Below are 21,586 nucleotides of genomic sequence, written 5' to 3' on the forward strand. Positions count from 1 at the left end.
ATTACGCCTGAAGTTAAACCTCTTCCAACAAACTTCGTTTAGCCCATCACTGCTTAAACGAAGTCTTCCTCCCCCCGGTCAAACGTCTACTTCTTTTGACCGGGGATTTTTTTACACATAAAAAAACCTCACGAAGGAGGTTTTTATAATCAACAAAGCACGCTCAATAGAAAATCTATTAAGAGTCTTTGCCTTTAATCACGCCACCCACAGGGAAAGTCGCTGGCTGACCACGATCTACAGAACTATCGAATACCGTGCCATCAACCAAAGTACCGTGATAATGAGTGGTTACCATGTCCGATGCTTGAGGTGCTGGTGCACCTTCGTCACCGTTCTTAAGAACTTCGTACTGAAGACCACTGTCCAGAACGGTTACTACGTCACGCTCACCATTTGTCTTAAGGAACTCTTCGCCTAAGCGTCGAATTCCTGATTCGGGATCACAGCAAGAAGCCCCCTCGCCCCTGCATTCCTATTTGTACGGTTCATTAGATTACAGAACATAACCTGCCAAAAATGCAGCCGTGCTTGCCAACATTCATACCCTCTATAGCAAACTTGATTTCTATTCTTAGGATGGGCTCCCGATGAAATTCCAAATTCGAGAGACAACATGAATAAAAAATTATTATTAACGGCCTTTATCTCTTCTTTTCTTGCAGCTTGCGGAGACTCCTCTTCTTCTAATTCCAAATCCGCGGAGCCAAACAATGATGGTTCTGCGTCCGGGGGTACGTCAACAGCAGGGGAATTAGTTGGCCAAATATCAAATATCTCAGGCCTTGCCTATACGGCGGGGGATTACACAGGTGTCGTTAACGCAAACGGCGAATTTAATTACGATGAAGGCGACACGGTAACCTTCTCTCTAGGTGGCATTGAATTAGGTCAGGTGGCTGCGGCAGAATCACTTTCGCTAGCGGACTTATTCCCTAACCTGCCTGAAACGGCTGCTAGCTTCCGTAAAGCAATGCGAGATGGCTATTTTGGACGAATTTATGCTCAATCTCATATTGAACCAGAGTCTACCGCCTTCACCTACGGTGTTGAGAGTGACCTTCACAAAACCTCTAATCTCATGAAATTACTATTAGCTATGGATGAAGATGGTGATAGTAGTAACGGTTTGGATCTATTGTCATCAGATTGGAATACCCAATTAACGAATATGTCATCTGAAGACCTGCCACTAAATACACCTCTATACGACTTCAGTACAAATCAGAAAGTCAAAGAATTTCAACAAAATTACGCAGTAAGTTTAGCCATGGATGTAGCTGATCCCCTGGCTTACCTATACTCTATTACAGGAAAGTCCATTGAGGTTAATCCTGTAACACAAAGCGTTAGCACCGAAGATACAAATAAAATAACTAACTTTGAGTTTAACGATCACTATCAACTATCAAAAATTGAGAATGTCGACACCAGTGACCAAGAAACTGATATCCAAACATGGGTTTACGACTCTCAGGGTAATATTATTGAGTACCGTACTCAAACTGACACAAATGGTGATGGCTCGCCCGAAAACAATTCAGAAAAAATCTATGCCTACAATACGTTTGGAGCCTTAACTCAATATGATTTTCGTAGATACACAGCCAATAATGGTGATACACCAACCGATGATCGAACTGAAGTTTATGGACAATTAGAAGATAAGCTATTCACTACAAATACACTTCTTACCAACAATCTACTGCCAAACGATCCAATTGATCAATATCGCAGAACCTACGACGCCGACTTAAACATGACAAGCTGGATCAGTGAACGTGTTGATTCTACAACCGATACCGTGATCAGAAACCATTTAGCCTATGAATTAAATTACCATGAAGACGGTCGTCTTGAGTCCTTACAAGAGTACAGCTACAACAGTAGTGGAGCTATTAGCAGTACTAGAGAGATCTCAGTAGAACACACAGGAAACCAAGTAACTGTTATTGTCGAAAGATTTGATGGTAATGGAGACTTTGTTGAAAGAGAACAATTGATTGAGACCTCTGACAATAACGGCAGAATTGTGTCCAAAGAATTCTTAGAAGCAAATTCAAACAATGAAACCGATTCTATTTCCACATTTGATTATACCTACGATGACAGCGGCCGCATTATTGCCTGTGATTTAGAAGTCGATACCGATGGCAATGGAAGTATTGACTCAATTTCTCGTCAACGACATATCTACAATGACGTTGGTATTGCTGAATTGATTTATGAAGAAGACGCCGATACAAATGGTGAGTTTGAGCGCCAGGATACCTTCCAATTCACTTATGGGGAAAGTGGTGAACTGCTTGAAGAACCGTTAGAGAAAAAAGAGTCATTCAACTATACCGACACACCCGCTGAAAATGGCGTTCGCTATCTAATCTCTGAACATAAGACCATCGATCTTAGGGTTTTCAATCAAAATGACATTTGTACTGTTCACTAAAAATAAGCCTGCATGAATCTAGATTTCCATACTAGATAAGAGTTTAAGCACACCCGGTTCAGAACGTTTCAAATGCTGAATCGAGGTGCGCTTTTTAATGACTATGAATTCACGTTTAAAACGTCTTTCTGAGACTAATAGAACCTGTTTTCTTCATCGCTTTTCACACCCTAATTTGTACGGTTTATCGCATTAACAAACAAATTCCGCCAAAAAAATCACCCTACTTGCCAACGTCCCCTCCCTCTCTAGAAAAGTTCAAAACTATCCATAGGATGGCCCCCAGAATAACGACTAACAAAGGGATAACATGAACAAAGAAATACTATTAGCAGCCATCATCTGCTCGTCTCTGACGGCATGCGGGGATTCTTCCTCTTCTAATTCTAAATCAACAGAGCCAAATAACGACGGTTCTGCGTCCGGGGGCACGTCAACACCAGGTGAACTAGTTGGCCAAATCTCTAACATCACTGGCCTTGGCTATACGGCGGGTGATTACACAGGTGTGGTTAACGCAAACGGTGAATTTAATTACGATGAAGGCGACACGGTAACCTTCTCTCTCGGCGGTATCGAATTAGGCCAGATAGCTGCGGCTGAGTCTCTGTCGTTGGCAGACTTATTCCCTAACCTGCCTGAAACGGCTGCTAGCTTCCGTAAAGCAATGCGAGATGGCTACTTCGGCAGAATTCATTCTCAAACACAATCAGAATTTGAGTCCTCTCATACTTATAGCTATGGATCAGAGAATGAACTGCACAAAGCATCAAATCTGATGCAACTGCTACTGGCAATGGATGAAGATACAGATAGCAGTAACGGCATTGATTTATTAACTTCCGATTGGAATACCCAATTGGCTCAGATCTCATCTGAAGATCTACCATTGAAATCACATCTCTATGATTTCAGTACATATCCAAGCGTCGTAAGATTCCAGCAAGGTTACGCAGTGAGTCTAGTCATGGACAAAGCTGATCCTCTGGCTTACCTATATTCTCTTTCAGGGAAGTCCATCGAAGTTAATCCTTTGGTACAAACTGTTAAGACAGATGATGATACTCAGATAGTTAACTTTGAATTTAACGATCGCTATCTATTGTCTAAAGAAGAACGTGTTGATACAGATGCCCAAGACATATCTACTCGGTCATCGGAATATGACTCAAAAGGCAACATCACCAAGCATCTGACGGAAAACGACACCAATGGAGATGGTTCTCCCGAACACAGCACAGAGATACGCTATAACTACAATACATTTGGTGGTTTAACTCAATATAATTATCGCAGGTATACAGCTAATAATGGGGACACACCAACTTACGACAAAAGACAAGTTCATGGACGAATAGACGACAGACTGTTAGCAACAAATACTGTTATCACAAATATTCTACAACCAAACGATCCTATCATCCGATATCGTCGCACCTATGATAGCAACTTCAAACTAACGAATTGGGTCAGTGAAACAGTTGATTCGACAACGGATACCGTTATACAAACCAGCAGTAGTTATGCACTGAGTTATTTAGAAAGTGGGGATATTGAAAACATGATTTCCCACTCTTATGACGGCAGCGGCAGTCTTTACCGTATCAGAGAATACAGTTACGAATATGCAGATAATCAGCGACAAGGTTCTGAGGAAACCTTAAACGCAGCCAGAGAACTGATTGAAATAGAGCAACTGACCGAAACATTGGACAATAGCGGCAGAGTTGTATCTAAAGAACTCTTAAACGCAAATTCAAACAATGAAACCGATTCCATTTCCACATTAAGTTATACCTATGATGACAGCGGTCGCATTATTGCCTGTAATATGGAAATCGATTCTGATGGCAATGGAAGTATTGACTCAATCTCTCGTCAACGACATGTCTACAATGACGTCGGTATTGCCGAATTGATTTATGAAGAAGATGCCGATGTAAATGGTGAATTTGAACGCCAAGACACCTTCCAATTCACTTACGGTGAAAACGGTCAGTGGCTTGAAGATCCGATGACAAATAGCAAAGCATTTAACTATTCAAATACCCCGGCAACAAATGGCGTTCGCTATCTTATTACTGAATACAATGTTGTTGACCGATCGATCTTTGATCAAAATGATATTTGTACTGTTCACTAAAAATAAGTCTGCCTGAATCTAGGTTTCCCACTCTAGATAATAGTTTTAAGCACACCCGGTTCAGAACGTTTCAAATGCTGAATCGAGGTGCGCTTTTTAATGACTATGAATTCACGTTTAAAACGTCTTTCTGAGACTAATAGAACCTGTTTTCTTCATCGCTTTTCACACCCTAATTTGTACGGTTTATCGCATCAACAAACAAATTCCGCCAAAAAAATCACCCTACTTGCCAACGTACCCTCCCTCTCTAGAAAAGTTCAGAACTATCCATAGGATGGCCCCCAGAACAACTACTAACAAAGGGATAACATGAACAAAGAAATACTATTAGCAGCCATAATCTGCTCGTCTCTGACGGCATGTGGTGATGCTTCAGACACAACCACCTTGGATACAGACAACGACGTTCCAGCAACAGAAGAACCGGCAACGGGCTCAGGCGACGATACAAATACTGACACCGATGGTGATACCAACGATACAGACACCGATTCAGGCTCTGGAGCCGGTGGGGGCGGTAATACAGGCGGAGGAAACAACTCTGGTTCAGACGATGGATCGGATAACGGTTCTGATGATGGATCGGATAACGGTTCTGATGATGGCTCCGATAATGGATCTGATAACGGTTCTGATAATGGCTCCGACGATGGATCTGACAACGGTTCAGACGATGGATCGGATAACGGTTCTGATAATGGCTCCGACGATGGATCGGATAACGGTTCCGACGACGGCTCTGATAACGGTTCCGACGATGGGTCTGACAACGGCTCCGACGATGGATCGGATAACGGTTCAGACGACGGATCGGATGACGGATCGGATGACGGCTCAGACGATGGTTCTGATGACGGTTCAGACGATGGCTCTGATGACGGTTCAGACGATGGCTCTGATGACGGCTCAGACGATGGTTCTGATGACGGGTCTGATGACGGTTCAGACGACGGCTCTGATGATGGCCCACTGGTTGGTACCATCTCGAATATTTCTGGCCTTGCCTACACAGCAGGTGATCATAGCGGTGTTGTTAATGCCAACGGCGAATTCAACTATGAAGAAGGGGATAACATTCATTTCTCTATTGGTGGTATTGGACTGGCTCAACTACCTGCGACTGAATCTATTTCACTAGCAGATCTATTCCCTGCTCTACCTGAAACCGCAGCCGAATTTCGTAAAGAAATGCGTGATATGGATTATGGGCGTGAGAGGCTACAAGTAAAGGGAGAACCACAGCTGACATTTGGTATCACAGAATATCCTGTGTACTACACCTATGGAGTTGAAAGCAGCTTACACCTGACGTCAAATCTAATGCAGTTGCTATTGGCCATGGATGAAGATGGTGATAGCAGTAATGGCCTTGATCTCTTGACTTCTGATTGGAACACGCGCTTAACAGCCCTGTCCGAGGAAGATCTTCCATTCAATACCCATTTATTAGAGTTTGCATCACACCCAGACTCCAAAAAGTTCCAGCATGATTATGACCTTAGCTTGGTCATGAACAAGGCAGATCCACTGGCTTACCTATACAGTATTTCAGGAAAATCCATTGAAGCCTACCCTGTACTTCAAGGTACTAACCCTGAAGATCCATCAATCTTAACTAATTTCGAATTTACCGATCAGTACCTACTGTCAAAGCAGGAACTACTCTATACGGATGATCAAGAGACCTATAGTGATCTATGGGAATATGATAACAACGGCAACATTACTAAATTTTCGCAAGAAGAAGACACTAACGCCGACGGGAATCTAGAACGCTTGCTTGAGACAACTTATAGCTATAACGCCTTTGGCCAATTGTCTCAGTCAAATTTTCAACTGTTTACCTCAGGTAATGGGGCAGATCCTGTTCAGAGTACAACCACAACTTATGACCGAGTAGATGATAAAAATTACCTCTCCAATACGACAGAGATGAATAACCTTTCACCTACAGACCCGATAGTTATAGAAACGCTAGTTCTCAACTCTGATATGCAGGTAGAGAGCCATTACAAAGAAGAGGTTGACCCTACGACAGGTACTCCTATTGAAACCGACTATGGCAATGAAATGACTTACTTGGCAGACGGCAACTTGGAAAGTCTAATCTGGACAAACTACATCAATAACAGTCCCGTTCTCAAGTACGATCACAATATGGAGTATAACGGCAATCAAACAATAGAGAACTATGCAAGAATCAACTCATCGGATGAAGTACTTTCTAGTAATCGAGTTGCCGAGTTTGTTGACGATAGCAATAAAAAGACGCGTCATGAATATACGGGATTTAATTCAGATGGCGACATTACCTTTTCAATGGCCGTTGATTACACCTACGATGAACATGGTCGATTTAGCTCTTGTACTCAAGAAACAGACAGAACTGGTGATGGAAATCTCAATGAAAGAGAAACCTATCGCCATGTCTACAATGAATTTGGTCTGTCAGAAATTATCACAGAGGAAGACGAAGATTTAGATGGTATTATCGACGATATAGACACATATTCGATTACTTATGGAACCAATGGTGAGCTGCTAGTAGACGCAGACCATGTCGAGCAAAGTCTAAGTTATGACACCACACCGGCCTCAAATGGTGTGCGGTATTTGATAACAGAATACCAAACTCTAGACCGTAAAATATTGAGACCAGACAGAGTGACTTGTGAATTTTCATCTAGACGATAACTCTTAGGACTCATAGTAAACAAAAAAGCACAACCTGATACGGGTTGTGCTTTTTCACCCACGTTTAATAAATTTCCCCACCTCAATCTAAGGGACGTCTTAAAGTCAACAACACCTGTATTTCCCCGCTCTACTGCATCCTATTTTGTACGGTTAATAGTATTAATAAACAAATTCCGCCAAAAAAATCACCCTACTTGCCAACGTACCCTCCCTCTCTAGAAAAGTTCAAAACTATCCATAGGATGGCCCCCAGAACAACTACTAACAAAGGGATAACATGAACAAAGAAATACTATTAGCAGCCATAATCTGCTCGTCTCTGACGGCATGTGGTGATGCTTCAGACACAACCACCTTGGATGCAGACAACGACGTTCCAGCAACAGAAGAACCGGCAACTGGCTCAGGCGACGATACAAATACTGACACCGATGGTGATACCAACACCGATACTGACGGCGATACAGACACCGATTCAGGCTCTGGAGCCGGTAATGGCGGCAATGGAGGCGGTAATACAGGCGGAGGAAACAACTCTGGTTCCGACGATGGATCGGATAACGGTTCAGATGATGGATCTGATAATGGCTCAGACGATGGATCGGATAACGGTTCAGACGATGGCTCAGACAATGGATCTGACAACGGTTCAGACGATGGATCTGATGACGGTTCTGATAATGGTTCAGACGATGGATCTGACAACGGCTCAGACGATGGATCTGACAACGGCTCAGACGATGGCTCTGATGATGGTTCAGACGATGGCTCTGATGACGGTTCAGACGATGGCTCTGATGACGGTTCAGACGATGGCTCTGATGACGGTTCAGACGATGGCTCTGATGACGGTTCAGACGATGGCTCTGATAACGGTTCAGACGATGGCTCTGATGACGGCTCAGACGATGGCTCTGATGATGGTTCAGACGATGGCTCTGATGACGGTTCAGACGATGGTTCTGATGATGGCTCTGATGACGGCTCTGATGACGGTTCAGACGATGGTTCTGACGATGGCTCTGATACTGGCCCGCTGGTTGGTACCATCTCGAATATTTCTGGCCTTGCCTACACAGCAGGCGATCATACCGGTATTGTTAATGCCAATGGCGAGTTTAATTATGAAGAAGGGGATAACGTTCTTTTCTCTATTGGCGGCCTTGAACTCGCTCAAATTCAAGCAGCAGAAACAGTATCTCTAGCGGACTTATTCCCTGTTCTACCTGAAACCGCAGCCGAATTCCGTAAAGAAATGCGCGATATGGATTATGGACGTGAGATACTACAAACCAAAGGAGAACCACAGCTGGTATTTGGCATCACAGAATATCCTGTGTATTACACCTATGGCGTTGAAAGCAGCTTACACCTAACGTCAAACCTCATGCAGTTACTATTGGCCATGGATGAAGATGGTGATAGCAGTAATGGTATTGATCTTCTAACCTCAGATTGGAATACACGCTTAGCGAGTCTCTCCGATGAAGATCTGCCTTTCAATAGCCATTTATTAGAGTTTGCATCACACCCAGGCACCAAAAAGTTCCAGCATGATTATGACCTTAGCCTGGTCATGAACAAGGCAGATCCACTGGCTTACCTATACAGTGTTTCAGGAAAATCCATTGAAGCCTATCCAGTGCTTCAAGGTACTAACCCTGACGATCCATCAATCTTAACTAATTTCGAATTTACCGATCAGTACCTACTATCAAAGCAGGAACTACACTATACGAATGATCAAGAGATCTATCGTGATCTATGGGAATATGATAACAACGGCAACATTACTAAATTTTCGCAAGAAGAAGACACTAACGCCGACGGGAATCTAGAACGCTTGTATGAGACAACCTATAACTACAACGCATTTGGCCAAGTGTCTCAGTCAAACGTTCAAGTGTTTACCTCAATTAATGGGACAGATCCTACCACAAGTACCACCACAACTTATGACCGAGTAGATGATAAAAATTACCTCTCCAATACGACAGAGACAAATAATCTTTCACCTACAGACCCAGTAATCGTAGAAACACTCATCCTCAACTCTGATATGCAGATAGAGAGTTACTACAATGAGGAAGTTGACCCGATGACAGGTACATCCATTGAACCAGACTATGACTATGAAATGACTTACTTGGCAAACGGCAACTTGGAAAGCCTAGCCTGGATAAACTACAGCAATAATAGCCCTGTTCTAAAGTACGACCACACTGTAGAGTATAACGGTAACCAGGCAATCAACACGTGGGACAGAATTAACTCATCAGATGAAGTAGTTTCTAGTTATCGAGTTGCCGAGTTTGTCGACAATAGCAACAAAAAAACGCGTCATGAATATACCGTTCTCAATTCAGATGGCGATATTACCTACTCATCAGCCATTGATTACACCTATGATGAAAATGGACGCTTTACGTCGTGTACCAGAGAAGAAGACAGCTCCGGCGATGGCAACCTTGACGGAAGAGAAACATATCGTCACGTCTACAATGAATTTGGTTTATCAGAAATAATCATTGAACAAGACAATGATTTAGATGGAATTATTGACGATACCAAAACATATACAAAAGCCTATGGAACGAATGGCGAATTGCTATCGGATGAAGATAATCTAGAACAAAACCTAAGCTACGACACTACGCCAGCCACAAATGGTGTTCGGTATTTGATTTCTGAATACCAAGCCTTGGATCGCAAAATAATTAGATCAGGCGTGACCTGTGGTTTTGCTCAAAGGCGATAACTGAATATCTATGATGTACAAACCACAATCTGTTAATCAGATTGTGGTTTTTTTATGAGTCACTATTTTTATTCCTGACTCATCTTCATCACAGAGAAAGTGTCGCGATAAGCACGCGGTGAAACGCCAAATCGTTGACTGAATGCACGGGAAAATGTGGGTGTCTGATTAAAGCCAACTTGAGCGGCAATTTGTTTTACCGATAAGGTTTCATCTTGAAGCAGAGTTCGACCTCGCTCTAACCTTAACTCAGATAACAATTGCGCCGGACTCATGTTAAACGCATTCACACAGTTTCGATGTAAAGTACGCACCGAATTTAACGTAAATTTAGCCATATCATCTACGGATGTCGGCTTATCCAAACGGGTTTCCAACCAAGAAATTAATGAAATCAGACTAGCGTCTTTTGACTTTGATTGGAAATCAATGGGCATCGAAAATTGAGCTTGCCCACCTTGCCGTAACAGATAAACCACCAGTACACGAGCAACGGCCAATGCCAACTCAGGCCCGCAGTCTTTCATCACCATCGCCAACATCATATCGACACCAGACGTAATACCTGCGGATGTCCAGATATCACCTTCATTAACGTATAAAATATTGTCCTGTACGATGGCTTCTGGATAGCTCTGTTTTAGTCTGCTCAAGCCATCCCAATGCGTTGTCACTTTTCGATCCTTAAGTAATCCAACTTCGCCCAAAAAGAAACACCCCATACAGATACTGGCTTTTATTTTTGAGATTTTTGCTACATCTGATATCCAGCGGAGAATCTGTTTATCTTTCAAAACCTCCTCCATAACAGACTCATGGGCTCCTGGAAGAATCAACAGATCAATTTCTTTTGGAATGAAAAAGGGTTGAGCCGTCACTTCTAAATACGCTGAAGTTTGTACCTTTCCGGAAGCATTAGGAGTGACATAGGTGACTTGATAAAGAGGCTCAGGGCTAAGTGCATTAGCAACAGACAACACTTCAGACGGGCCACCAAAGTCCATTAACTGAACACCATCATAAAGAAGAATAAACACTTGTTTCATCGATTTGAAAATGCCATTTAAAGTGTACTTTTAAAACAATAGCAGAGAAAAATCATAGCTTATGGAAATTAAATACTTCCTAAGTACTAAGCAATAACCTCCTATCATTCACTTACTTTTGAATTTGGAGTTACTTATCCAAATCAATCGTCGAATTATAATTGAAATGCCAGGCTAAGAGCTGAAAGTGCTACAAAGTGTAACAATAAAACTTGGGGATTTTTAAACAAGGAATCGAAAACACAGCCTGAGTTATAAACTTAGGCTGTTCTTCTACTTTGTGGTTTTCAGTGTTTCGTTTTTTATTCTGATGACAGCTAGGAACAAAACGATCTTAATAAAACCCTAAATTCAGATAATAAACGTTAAGCGCTTTCTTTTTCAGGCTGGCTCATGTGGATAAACAAGAACGGTTCACGATATACACGAGGTGATACGCCAAACCGTTGATTAAATGCGCGAGAGAACGTGGATGATTGATTAAACCCCACTTGCGCAGCCACCTGCTTTACAGACAAGGTTTCATCTTGCAGTAATATTTTTCCTCGCTGAAGTCTCAGTTCAGATAACAATTGAGCCGGACTCATCTTAAACGCCGAAATACAATTTCGGTGTAACGTACGAACCGAACTAAGTGAAAACTTAGCCATTTCTTCCACAGTTGGCGGATTATCCAGTCGAGTTTCAAGCCAGGAAATTAATGGAATAAGACTTTCATCTTTTGACTTAGACTGAAAATCAATGGGCATCGAAAACTGAGCCTGACCGCCTCGGCGTAATAGGTAAATCACCATTTTACGAGCAATCAAAATCGCAAACTCTTTACCGTAATCTTTCATTACCATGGCTAACAACATATCAACACCTGAAGACATTCCAGCTGACGACCATACATCACCGTCATGAAGGTACAAGATCCCCTCTTTTACATGGGTTTCAGGATATCGTTCCTTAAAACTGTCCACTCCCATCCAATGTGTTGTAACTTTTCTTTTATTTAAAAGACCGGTTTCTCCGAGAAAAAAAGCGCCTGTTCCAATACTTGCTTTAACTTTTGCTATTTTAGAGATCTCTGATATCCAGTCGATTAATGACTTACTCTCCATAGTCGTTTCTACAATAGAAGGTTTAGCTCCGGGAATAATCAACAGATCCAATTTTTCGGGAATAAAAAGAGGTGTGGCTTTCAACGTCAAATTAGAAGACGTATGAACTTCGCCCGATAGATTAGGCGTTACATAGATAATCTCATAGAGAGACTCTTTACTAAATAAATTAGCACAAGAAAGAACTTCAGACGGGCCACTGCAATCCATTAACTGGACACCATCATAAAGTAAGATAAACACTTTTTTCATTGATTTAAGGCTGCCTTAAAGAATATGCGTTCAAAACAACAACCGGACAATAAGTTATGGTAAAACTAAAATTGTCATAACTTCATATTGCTATGAAATCACTAGAAAAATTGATTCATAATTTCAGTCAAAGTACTGCTTTGTAGGCTTGAATTTCCATATTCAAAGTCACTAAGGCCTTATAAAAAGGCCTTTTTAAACTTAAATAACGCATACCTATTAGACTGGTAGTATGGATTTTTCTAACGGTCAGAATTAAACAGGCATTTAAACAAAAAACTTCGAATGAAATTGAAAAGAAATAGATGGAATCCTGCCAAAAACAGGGATTTTTAGGTCAAAGGGCTTAACACTAAAAACTATACAAGAAGGAAGCTAAGGTATTTACGCCTTAGTAACTTCAGAAGACTCGTAAGAAAACTTTGTATCGCGAAAGGGAACACCGAGCTCCATCAGCTCCGTGTAAATCAACTCTAAATCAGCGCAACATTCATTAGTAAACTTGAAAAACGAGCCATCTTTTTTGACAAGAACTTTCACAAAGTCTTTATCCGCGCCCCGCCTATGACTTTCAAAACGTTGTTTAGTGCCAATGAAATCAATCTCATCCATTGGCAGAAAAAAGGATGCTTCAATCTGTGGGCTGGGAGACAACCACTCAATCCCTTTCGAGGTAACAGTAATTACCCACTTACCGCCATTACGAATCAAACTAAAGGCTTGATAGCCATGATAGGAAACAACAAGAATCGCGATAATGCGATAAATCCAGATAAAGGTAATAGTAAGCCAATCAGGTGGATTCACCGTGCCACGCCCTGGTATGAAGTGTGAGCCAGCAATGAAATTAACAAACACCCAATGAAAGAATAGAAATAATAACGCCAACAGGCAGCCTAGGAAGATCTTGAATCCGGCAACTTCAGAAGCTGTTTTCTCTAGCACCATAAGAATAACTATCCTTTTATTCTGAGATTCATAATCTACACAAACACGAAAACCTCCCGAAGGAGGTTTTCGTCATCAACAAAACACTCTCAATAGAAAATCTATTAAGAGTCTTTGCCTTTAATGCTCAATAATTCAACTTCGAAAATCAGCGCTGAATTTGGTGGAATTTTAGGGCTTGGGCTTTGAGCACCGTAAGCCAAGTTCGCAGGAACATACAGCTTCCACTTATCACCCACTTTCATCATCTGAAGCGCTTCGATCCAACCTTTAATCACGCCACCCACAGGGAAAGTCGCAGGCTGGCCACGATCAACAGAGCTATCGAATACCGTGCCATCAACCAAAGTGCCGTGGTAATGAGTGGTTACCATGTCCGATGCTTCAGGTGTTGCTGCACCTTCGTCACCGTTCTTAAGAATTTCGTACTGAAGACCACTCTCCAGAACAGTTACTACGTCACGCTCGCCATTTGTTTTAAGGAAATCTTCGCCTAGGCGTAGGTTCTCATCATTCAGCGCCTTCATTTTATCTTCCTGAAGCGCACGAACTTCATTAAATGCAGCAGTTAACTCTTCCATCGTCAGGCGACGCTCTTTATCTGCAAGCGCATCCTGCAAACCTTGAGCAATGGCTTCAACATTCATTTCCTGAAGACCTTCCTGGCGCATGCCAGAACCAACGTTATAACCAATGCCGTAACTAACTTTGTCGCTATTCGTTTTAAGCTCAACTTCTTTGTCACCACACCCTGTCATTGCAAGGGTAGAAACCAAAGCAGCACTTCCTAGCACTGCAGCAATTTTATTCTTTTTGAACATAGTAATTCTCAATGTCAATCGTCGAATGAATGTATAAAGCAGACCATCGTAAACCGCCCTTAGAGATTAAACAATTGCTTTTAGTTCCCTTAGATTAAATCCTCATGAAATCTCAATTACGAGTAATTTAGATAAGAGATCACCGCAGTACGTGAAGTTATCGACAATCTTTTAGATCGTCCGTTTCTTTCCTATCGAATCATCAGTTAGAATCTTGTTAACCTTTAATGATACGACCACAATTTGGATCGTGGTTGATAACAACAATAAATGCCGTTACGACATGCCTAGCCTGCCATTTAAATTGAAGAAACCTCATCTTAAACATGTTGCCATTCTGGCCGTTTCGTCGGTCAGTATTGTGTTAGCCGCACCCGCTATCATGGAATCGAAACTGTTTCGAAACCTGACTGACGGAACGCACCTCCAGCTCGCCGCAAGTTCAGGGCCCGATATGGATAATGATGGTATTCCTGACCATCGAGATCTCGATATGGATGGCGATGGCATAGACAACCATTATGAACTTCAAACGGGATACGACCCTCGTCGTAAAAAGAGTACCCCGCCCGATTTAGATAAAGACGGCCTTCCCGATGAAATTGATGTGGATCGCGATGGCGATCGGGTAAACAACCTGCTTGATAAGTTCCCGGACAACAATAGGGAATGGGGCGACATCGACGGTGATGGCATCGGCGATAATGCGGACACCGAGAAAGACGGCGATGGTTTCTCCGATAAGGTAGAAATTCAGCTCGGCACCAACCCCTATGATCCTAACGATTACCCGAAAGATACCGATGGCGACGGCATTCCTGATGTTCTTGATGATGACATGGATAACGACGGTTACGCCAACGATGACGATGTTTTCCCAACCGATCCAAAAGAATGGTCGGATTTGGATGGCGATGGCATTGGGGATAATTCAGACCCGGATCGCGATAACGACGGCATTCGTAACGATTATGAAGAGCAAGTCGGCACCAATCCTAACGATGCCAGCAGTGTACCAGTAGACAGCGACGGGGATGGCATTCCTGACGCCATTGATGACGACCGAGATGGCGACGGCTGTTTGAATGACGAAGACGCCTTCCCTGACGATCCTCGCTATTGCAAAGATACCGACGGTGATGGCATTCCTGATCAGAACGACAAAGATCAGGATGGCGACGGCTACAATAATGATGTCGATGCTTTCCCGATGGATCCTACCGAGTGGAAAGACACCGACGGCGATGGCATTGGCGACAATTCCGATCCGGATATTGATAATGATGGTCATTTAAACGCGCAAGACGCTTTCCCATTTGATCCCAAAGAATGGTCGGACATCGACAAAGATGGCATTGGGGACAACGCCGACCCGGAACGCGATGGCGATAAAATCAGCAACGAATATGAGCTTCAATTAGGCACCGATCCCAACGACCCGACATCCGTGCCACCAGATTTTGATTTTGACGGTATTCCCGACGCGCTTGATCCTGACATGGATAACGATGGCTATCTAAACGAACAAGACGCCTTCCGTCGTAATGCCAAAGAGTGGTCGGATTTGGATAACGATGGCATTGGTGATAACTCGGATAAAGATCGTGATGGCGATGGCATCTCCAACCATTACGAAGAGCGTGTTGGCACCGATCCTAACGATCCTAAGTCTGTCCCGTCTGATATTGATGGCGATGGTATCCCAGACAGCCTTGATCCTGATATGGATGGTGACGGTTACAAGAACGAAGTGGATGTCTTCCCTCGTGATCCGAAAGAATGGTCTGACATGGACGGCGATGGCATTGGTGATAATTCCGACCCGGATCGGGATGGTGACAAGATCGACAACCATTACGAAGTTCAAGTAGGTACCGATCCAAACGACCCAAACAGTGTGCCACCGGATATGGATGGCGACGGCATTCCTGATAGCCTTGACCCGGATCGTGACGGTGATGGCTATGATAATGGCACCGATGTTTTCCCGAGCGACCCAACCGAGTGGTCTGACATAGACGCTGATGGTATTGGTGATAATAAAGACATCGACCGCGACGGTGACTTGTTCGCTAACGACGTGGAAGAAATGTTCGACTCCAACCCGAACGATCCGAAGAGCTTCCCGGATGATCTAAAACCGGCGTTGGAGCTGTCTGGCAAAAACGGTGAAGAAGTGGCAACTGAAGTCACTGAAATCCGCTTACGTGGGCAAGCTTATGACATTGGAGTAGGTATCGACAGAGTCTATGCCACCAGCGACCGAGTTTCGGGCAGCTTCGATGGTAAGTTCTTCTATCACTCAGCCTTCGCAATCGTGGTGCCGTTGGAATATGGCGAAAACACTATTACCGTCCATGCGATTGATAACGACGGCAATGAACTCACCATAAAACGCGAAGTGATTCGTACACCGCCACCACCGCCTCCGGCAGAAACGGCAAATTAAAACATGAGCTTCATGATTCTTAGTCGGCGCTTTCCATCTGCTTTGTGCAACAGAAAGAGCCTACTAAGAATCCAGAATAAGATAGTCTTTTGACACTTCATCGTAGACACAAAAGACGCAACGATTTCGACCTGTTTCCTTAGCTCGATACAACGCCTTATCCGCTTCTTTGAACAACTGAGTGGGTAAATTGGTTTCGTAGTTTTTAACGACTCGTGAAACAGAGCCGATACTCACTGTCATCGACAAGTTGATATCAGCCAGTTTTAATGGCGTTGACTCAATGCGTTGACGAATACGTTCCATCACCAATCTCGCACCCTCCACATCCGTCCCAGGTAGGATCAAGCTAAATTCTTCACCACCAAATCGAGCGCAAATATCCGTGGTTCTGGGAAGGCATTTAGTTAACAGTGTCGCCAAATGCTTCAGACACTGATCCCCTACATCATGGCCATGGCTGTCATTTATTTTTTTGAAAAAATCACAATCTACGATAGCAACGGTAATTTTTTCATGATTACGAGATGTTAAATGGCACAGTTCGTTAAGTTTTTCATCGAAGAAGCGGCGATTATCCAATTGTGTGAGAGCATCAGTTCGACTGAGTTTAGCAAGTACCAACTCATTATTGAGAGACCCCCAATACGCCTGAGATTGCCGTTTCGCCAAATCCAGAATGAAAAACATGTAGACAAGCAAAAGCAATGTCATGGCCCATTGATGGGTCACACTCAACGTCACTAAGATGGCTGGAAGTATCATAGATAAGACAAAGAACACACCCAGTTTTAGATTCGGTGCAAAATTATCTGTCCCACCAGGCACTAACCCAGCCGTACTGAAGGTCATCAGCATTAAGAACATGCTGTTAGGTTGCTGTAGCGAATAAGCAAACAAACCACCCCAAAGCAAAGAGTGCGGCATCAGAAGCCAAATCAGCCAGCTCTTCCAGCGTTTAATATTGAAGCCATCATCACGGCTTAAAGATCTTAAATGCAGCCAGCGAATGGCCGCCACAATAACGAAGAGACAAAGAGCCCCCCAGAACAGCAGCGGTTGCTCCAGAAAAATGCCACTTCCTATCCCGTTGATTAACCAAATAAAGGGATAAATCAGAACACCAAGTGCCATCCTTTTCTGAGTGTCAAAAGCCACTCGGACGTCTACCTCAAGATGAGAACCGACAACATCTTCAGACAACTTAGGGTCATTCATTAGGGGTTTAATTCCACAATGCGCATTATTAGCAGTGTAGCAGCTGATATATCCCCTTCACTTTTCACTGGCAAGCTTTACAATCTTGGTATTCAATTAACGTAAGGACGTTGAACGGAGCTTTCCGTTCAAACTGCTATTTCTCTGCAAGGATTCCTCTATGTCGTTTGACGAGATCTATCTAAAAGCTAACATTCGCGCGGTTCATAACTGGCCAAAAGAAGGCGTAACCTTCCGAGACATCACCCCACTCCTGCAACAACCAAAGCCATTTCGAATGGTGATTGATGCACTAACTCAACGTTATATTAATCATGACATTGACCGGATTGCCGCCATCGATAGTCGCGGGTTTTTAATTGGTTCCGTACTGGCGTACAACCTCAATAAACCTCTTATTCTGGTTCGTAAAAAAGACAAGCTTCCACCACCGGTCATTTCAGAAAGTTATGATTTGGAATACGGTGCTGCGACCGTTGAGATTCAAGAAGGTTCTTGCAATGCAGGTGACAAAGTACTGATTGTCGATGACATCATCGCCACCGGCGGCACTATGATGGCAGCCAGTACTTTATTGAAGAGCCAAGGCGCGGAAGTGTTTGAAGCTGCAGCCTTGATTGATTTGCCAGACCTAAATGGCTCGACCCTTCTTCAGAATATTGGCATTGGCGTCTATAGCCTATGCGCCTTTGAGGGTGAGTCGTGAAATTTATCTCTAGCCATAAGTAGTTAGTACTTAGCCCAATATATAAAAACAATAAATAAAGAGTTGTTATATGTTGGGCCTCATCATTATCTTAACGATCATCTAAACGGGCTAAATATATACTTGGTGATGTACCAAACCAACGCTTAAAGGCTTTATAAAAACTACTGTTGTCTTTATAACCAAGGCTTAATGCTACGCTAGTCACGCTTTCTGACTCTACTCTGAGCAACCTTAACGCCTCTTCCTTTTTAATATCATCACAAATAGATGTGAAATCCGTACCCTCTTCCTTCAACTTTCGATATAAGGTTTGACGACTGACATTCATTCTCTTACACACAATATTGACATTAATATCGCGCTGTTCATTTAGCGCCTGCCTAACCACCTCATTTGTTTTGACAGCAAAGGTGTGCTGAGACGTTATGGTGTTCATAATCTCTTGCGCTTTTGACTCCATGATAGCTTTTAGGTACTGATTCCCATTCAAAATGGGAAGCTGTAGCAATGCTTTATCAAAAACCAAGGCATTATGTTCAGCGTTATAAGAAACACTGCAATCAAAAAAAGAATTTAACGCGGAATGATAAGCAGGTTTGGGAAAGGTAAAGCATACCTCTGAACATGGGATAGCATGAGCACTCAGAACACGGCCCCAACTGATCATTGCGCTCATACTCCGCTCTACTACCCTACTTGGATAGCCCTTATCCTCATCTAACGAAAACACAAGAACGCATGATTCATTATCTATGCGCATCACCCACGATTCAGAAGAATTCATCAACGGGATATTTTGAATAAAAATAGCAATAGCCTCTCCCAAATTTTCACATTGACTCACCCAACTGGCCAACACGCCTTTTGAAGAGGTATTAACCCTTTGACCAATTTGTAAGCCAATATCAGGGATGACAGTATTGCAATCAATCCACTTCCACAGCGTAATCAATTTGCTCTCGGGAAAACGTCTTTCTGGGTTTTCCAGTGAACTACGATCAATACCTAATTTATTTAGTATCTTTTCATTTATAACCTTTAATGAACTGCAAGTTTCCACTAAATCCAACACAGAAGCGTTTGATACTGAGCCTGAAATGCTTAAACCCATGGTGTGTTACCAATAGACATATAACCGAGACGATAAGACATTATTAGTTTTGACTGAAACCCTTAGTATAACCACTGAACCAAATCACAATAAACATGGGACTTTCAGTGAAGATTCGTTTTCATCATTTTCTTTTAAAACATCATCAGACGTACATTCATATTCCTTTCTTAATCTGTAGTTCAGTATTTCTCAGTGGCTGTGGTGGATCTGGCGGATCAGGGAGGGATGAAGCCGATGTTTCGGCTGGACAAGTACAACCGATAGAATTTCAGCAACCACTGAGTAACATTGAGTCTGCATCACTTAGAGACACGAATGGTACAGAAGAACAATTAAGCGGTACTCTGAAACTGACCTATTCCGACGCGACGGTTTCTAACGAGAATCAAGCCAATATGCTGAATCTCTATTGGACTGATGGCGATGGCAGCGTCTCTTCACAACAACCATTCACTCAGTTACCCCTCAATTCTGATAAAACAGAAGTTACACTTAACAATGTAAGTATCCCTAACCATGCTTATGGAATTTTAATTTTCTCAAGTAACGACGCTGGTGAATCAGAAGAAGGTTTCCCAGTTAGCTTTCACGACTTCCAAGGGAATACGAATCTATCTGGCCCTGGAGGTAATGAACAGACCTTCTGGTATTATGGTAACGACCGTCCTCATATTTCCATTCTACGCGATGCATCACAATCAATATGTTGGTTTGATAATGGTTTAGTAAGTGTCATTGATATGAATAATACTCGTGATGAAAGTAATCATGATGGTATAAATCAGTCCAACACCCCAGATGATGCAACCTACCCACCCTACTCTTTTAATTGCGATGCCGAACCCGTCAACTCCTATCGCACCATAAGCGACAACATTGGCGTATGGACTTATTCCACCATTAATGACGCCATGCATTACGGCACTCACGTGTACGATATTTTCCTCAAGTATCTTAATGAACCACCACTAAAGGAAAAAATTCGTCTACGGGTTCATTATGATAATGAAGTTAGTGTCTCTGCTTTTTGGGATGGCGCGTATGCAAATTTTAGTGATGGTTATGGAAGCCATTATTCTTTAGCAACACTAGACATTATTGCCCACGAAGTAGCTCACGGAGTTTTAGATCGTATTTCATCGCTGAAGATTTTCGACGGGCCAATAACTCAAGATATGCGCACACTACACGAAGCATTTAGCGATATTTCTGGTGTGATAGCAAAATATGAATACACAGGTACGCTGAGTAGCTGGGTACACGGGGAAGAATCCAATGGACGGATTCGAAACCTAGACCAGATCATCACAGAACCCGGTGCTATTGCCAGCTTTTTAGATTACAACGAAGCCAATAATAATCCTTATTTTCGCATCGGAATAATGACTTACCCGTTCTATCAACTAACCCAAACTTGGGGGGTAGAGCAAGCCTATAATATTTATATTAATGCTGCGAAATATTGCTGGCAGCCTACCTCCACGCTTCCTGAAGCTGCAGAATGCATTAAGGAGCAAGCAAGCAATCAAGAGCTACCTGAGCAAGACGTTATTGATGCGTTTAAAACTGTCAAAATTAAATTATTTGACGAGGGAGTTCTTAGTCACTTCACTCTTGTGAAAAATGACCTTACCGTAACGCTTAGCGATAACAGCCAAAGCACAAGCAGCGTAAGCAACTGGCAATGGGACTTTGGAGATAACACACAGTCAAATGACACACATCCAATACACACCTACACCCAGCCAGGAGAATACATCATTCGTTTAGTTGTCAGAGATCAAAGCGGATCAGAAGACAGCTTTGAGAGAAAAATAACCATTTAAAGAGACTGAAGCCATTAAATATTCACCGTTTTCAGTGCGTAAAGAGGACA

Annotated in this window: 14 protein-coding genes; 7 read left to right on the top strand and 7 right to left on the bottom strand. The window is 42.7% G+C overall.

What is annotated here, in order from left to right; translation table 11 throughout:
- Positions 1–178 precede the first annotated feature (178 nt).
- Positions 179–430: an FKBP-type peptidyl-prolyl cis-trans isomerase gene (locus ACFOEK_RS03875; protein ID WP_386718536.1), complete on the bottom strand. Its 252-nt coding sequence runs from the start codon at positions 428–430 to the stop codon at positions 179–181.
- Positions 431–616: 186 nt separating this feature from the next.
- On the opposite strand from ACFOEK_RS03875, the gene ACFOEK_RS03880 reads away from it, so the two are divergent.
- The 4 genes from ACFOEK_RS03880 (at position 617) to ACFOEK_RS03895 (ending at position 10,047) form a co-directional block, all read left to right on the top strand.
- Positions 617–2,446, top strand: a complete 1,830-nt coding sequence (locus tag ACFOEK_RS03880) for a hypothetical protein (protein ID WP_386716433.1) — start codon at positions 617–619, stop codon at positions 2,444–2,446.
- Between the two features lie 310 nt (positions 2,447–2,756).
- Positions 2,757–4,589, top strand: coding sequence for a hypothetical protein (locus tag ACFOEK_RS03885; protein ID WP_386716436.1), 1,833 nt, complete (start codon positions 2,757–2,759; stop codon positions 4,587–4,589).
- A 312-nt stretch (positions 4,590–4,901) separates the two neighbouring features.
- Entirely contained in the window at positions 4,902–7,286 is a 2,385-nt protein-coding gene (locus tag ACFOEK_RS03890; protein WP_386716438.1) for a hypothetical protein, read from the top strand.
- Positions 7,287–7,566: 280 nt separating this feature from the next.
- The gene (locus tag ACFOEK_RS03895; RefSeq protein WP_386716441.1) at positions 7,567–10,047 is read left to right on the top strand and encodes a hypothetical protein; all 2,481 of its coding nucleotides are present in this window, start codon (positions 7,567–7,569) and stop codon (positions 10,045–10,047) included.
- A gap of 68 nt (positions 10,048–10,115) precedes the next feature.
- Here the strand turns inward: ACFOEK_RS03895 and ACFOEK_RS03900 are convergent, their stop codons facing one another.
- The 4 genes from ACFOEK_RS03900 to ACFOEK_RS03915 all read right to left on the bottom strand — a co-directional run bounded on the left by ACFOEK_RS03900 (position 10,116) and on the right by ACFOEK_RS03915 (position 14,220).
- The gene (locus ACFOEK_RS03900) at positions 10,116–11,093 is read right to left on the bottom strand and encodes a GlxA family transcriptional regulator (RefSeq protein ID WP_386716443.1); all 978 of its coding nucleotides are present in this window, start codon (positions 11,091–11,093) and stop codon (positions 10,116–10,118) included.
- Positions 11,094–11,458: 365 nt separating this feature from the next.
- Complete coding sequence (locus tag ACFOEK_RS03905) at positions 11,459–12,451, bottom strand: GlxA family transcriptional regulator (RefSeq protein ID WP_386716446.1); 993 nt, start codon at positions 12,449–12,451, stop codon at positions 11,459–11,461.
- A 384-nt stretch (positions 12,452–12,835) separates the two neighbouring features.
- The gene (locus ACFOEK_RS03910) at positions 12,836–13,399 is read right to left on the bottom strand and encodes a hypothetical protein (protein WP_386716449.1); all 564 of its coding nucleotides are present in this window, start codon (positions 13,397–13,399) and stop codon (positions 12,836–12,838) included.
- Between the two features lie 104 nt (positions 13,400–13,503).
- Positions 13,504–14,220 (bottom strand): FKBP-type peptidyl-prolyl cis-trans isomerase, encoded by a 717-nt coding sequence (locus tag ACFOEK_RS03915; protein ID WP_449280217.1) that lies wholly within the window; start codon positions 14,218–14,220, stop codon positions 13,504–13,506.
- Positions 14,221–14,434: 214 nt separating this feature from the next.
- Between ACFOEK_RS03915 and ACFOEK_RS03920 the strand changes: the two genes are divergently transcribed.
- A complete protein-coding gene (locus tag ACFOEK_RS03920; RefSeq protein ID WP_386716452.1) occupies positions 14,435–16,669 on the top strand; it encodes a thrombospondin type 3 repeat-containing protein in 2,235 nt (744 codons plus the stop codon).
- A gap of 63 nt (positions 16,670–16,732) precedes the next feature.
- Here ACFOEK_RS03920 and ACFOEK_RS03925 read toward each other — a convergent pair whose 3' ends face one another.
- Complete coding sequence (locus ACFOEK_RS03925) at positions 16,733–17,887, bottom strand: GGDEF domain-containing protein (protein ID WP_386716455.1); 1,155 nt, start codon at positions 17,885–17,887, stop codon at positions 16,733–16,735.
- Between the two features lie 160 nt (positions 17,888–18,047).
- Between ACFOEK_RS03925 and ACFOEK_RS03930 the strand changes: the two genes are divergently transcribed.
- Positions 18,048–18,593, top strand: coding sequence for an adenine phosphoribosyltransferase (locus ACFOEK_RS03930; RefSeq protein ID WP_386716458.1), 546 nt, complete (start codon positions 18,048–18,050; stop codon positions 18,591–18,593).
- A 91-nt stretch (positions 18,594–18,684) separates the two neighbouring features.
- On the opposite strand, the gene ACFOEK_RS03935 is transcribed toward ACFOEK_RS03930, so the two are convergent.
- Entirely contained in the window at positions 18,685–19,707 is a 1,023-nt protein-coding gene (locus ACFOEK_RS03935) for an AraC family transcriptional regulator (protein WP_386716462.1), read from the bottom strand.
- A 107-nt stretch (positions 19,708–19,814) separates the two neighbouring features.
- Between ACFOEK_RS03935 and ACFOEK_RS03940 the strand changes: the two genes are divergently transcribed.
- Positions 19,815–21,536 carry a PKD domain-containing protein gene (locus ACFOEK_RS03940; protein ID WP_386716465.1) on the top strand — a complete coding sequence of 574 codons (1,722 nt, stop codon included), beginning with the start codon at positions 19,815–19,817 and terminating at the stop codon, positions 21,534–21,536.
- The last annotated feature ends 50 nt before the right edge of the window (positions 21,537–21,586 follow it).

Origin of the sequence: Litoribrevibacter euphylliae, from assembly GCF_042646085.1 — a bacterium.
Taxonomy (GTDB): domain Bacteria; phylum Pseudomonadota; class Gammaproteobacteria; order Pseudomonadales; family Litoribrevibacteraceae; genus Litoribrevibacter; species Litoribrevibacter euphylliae.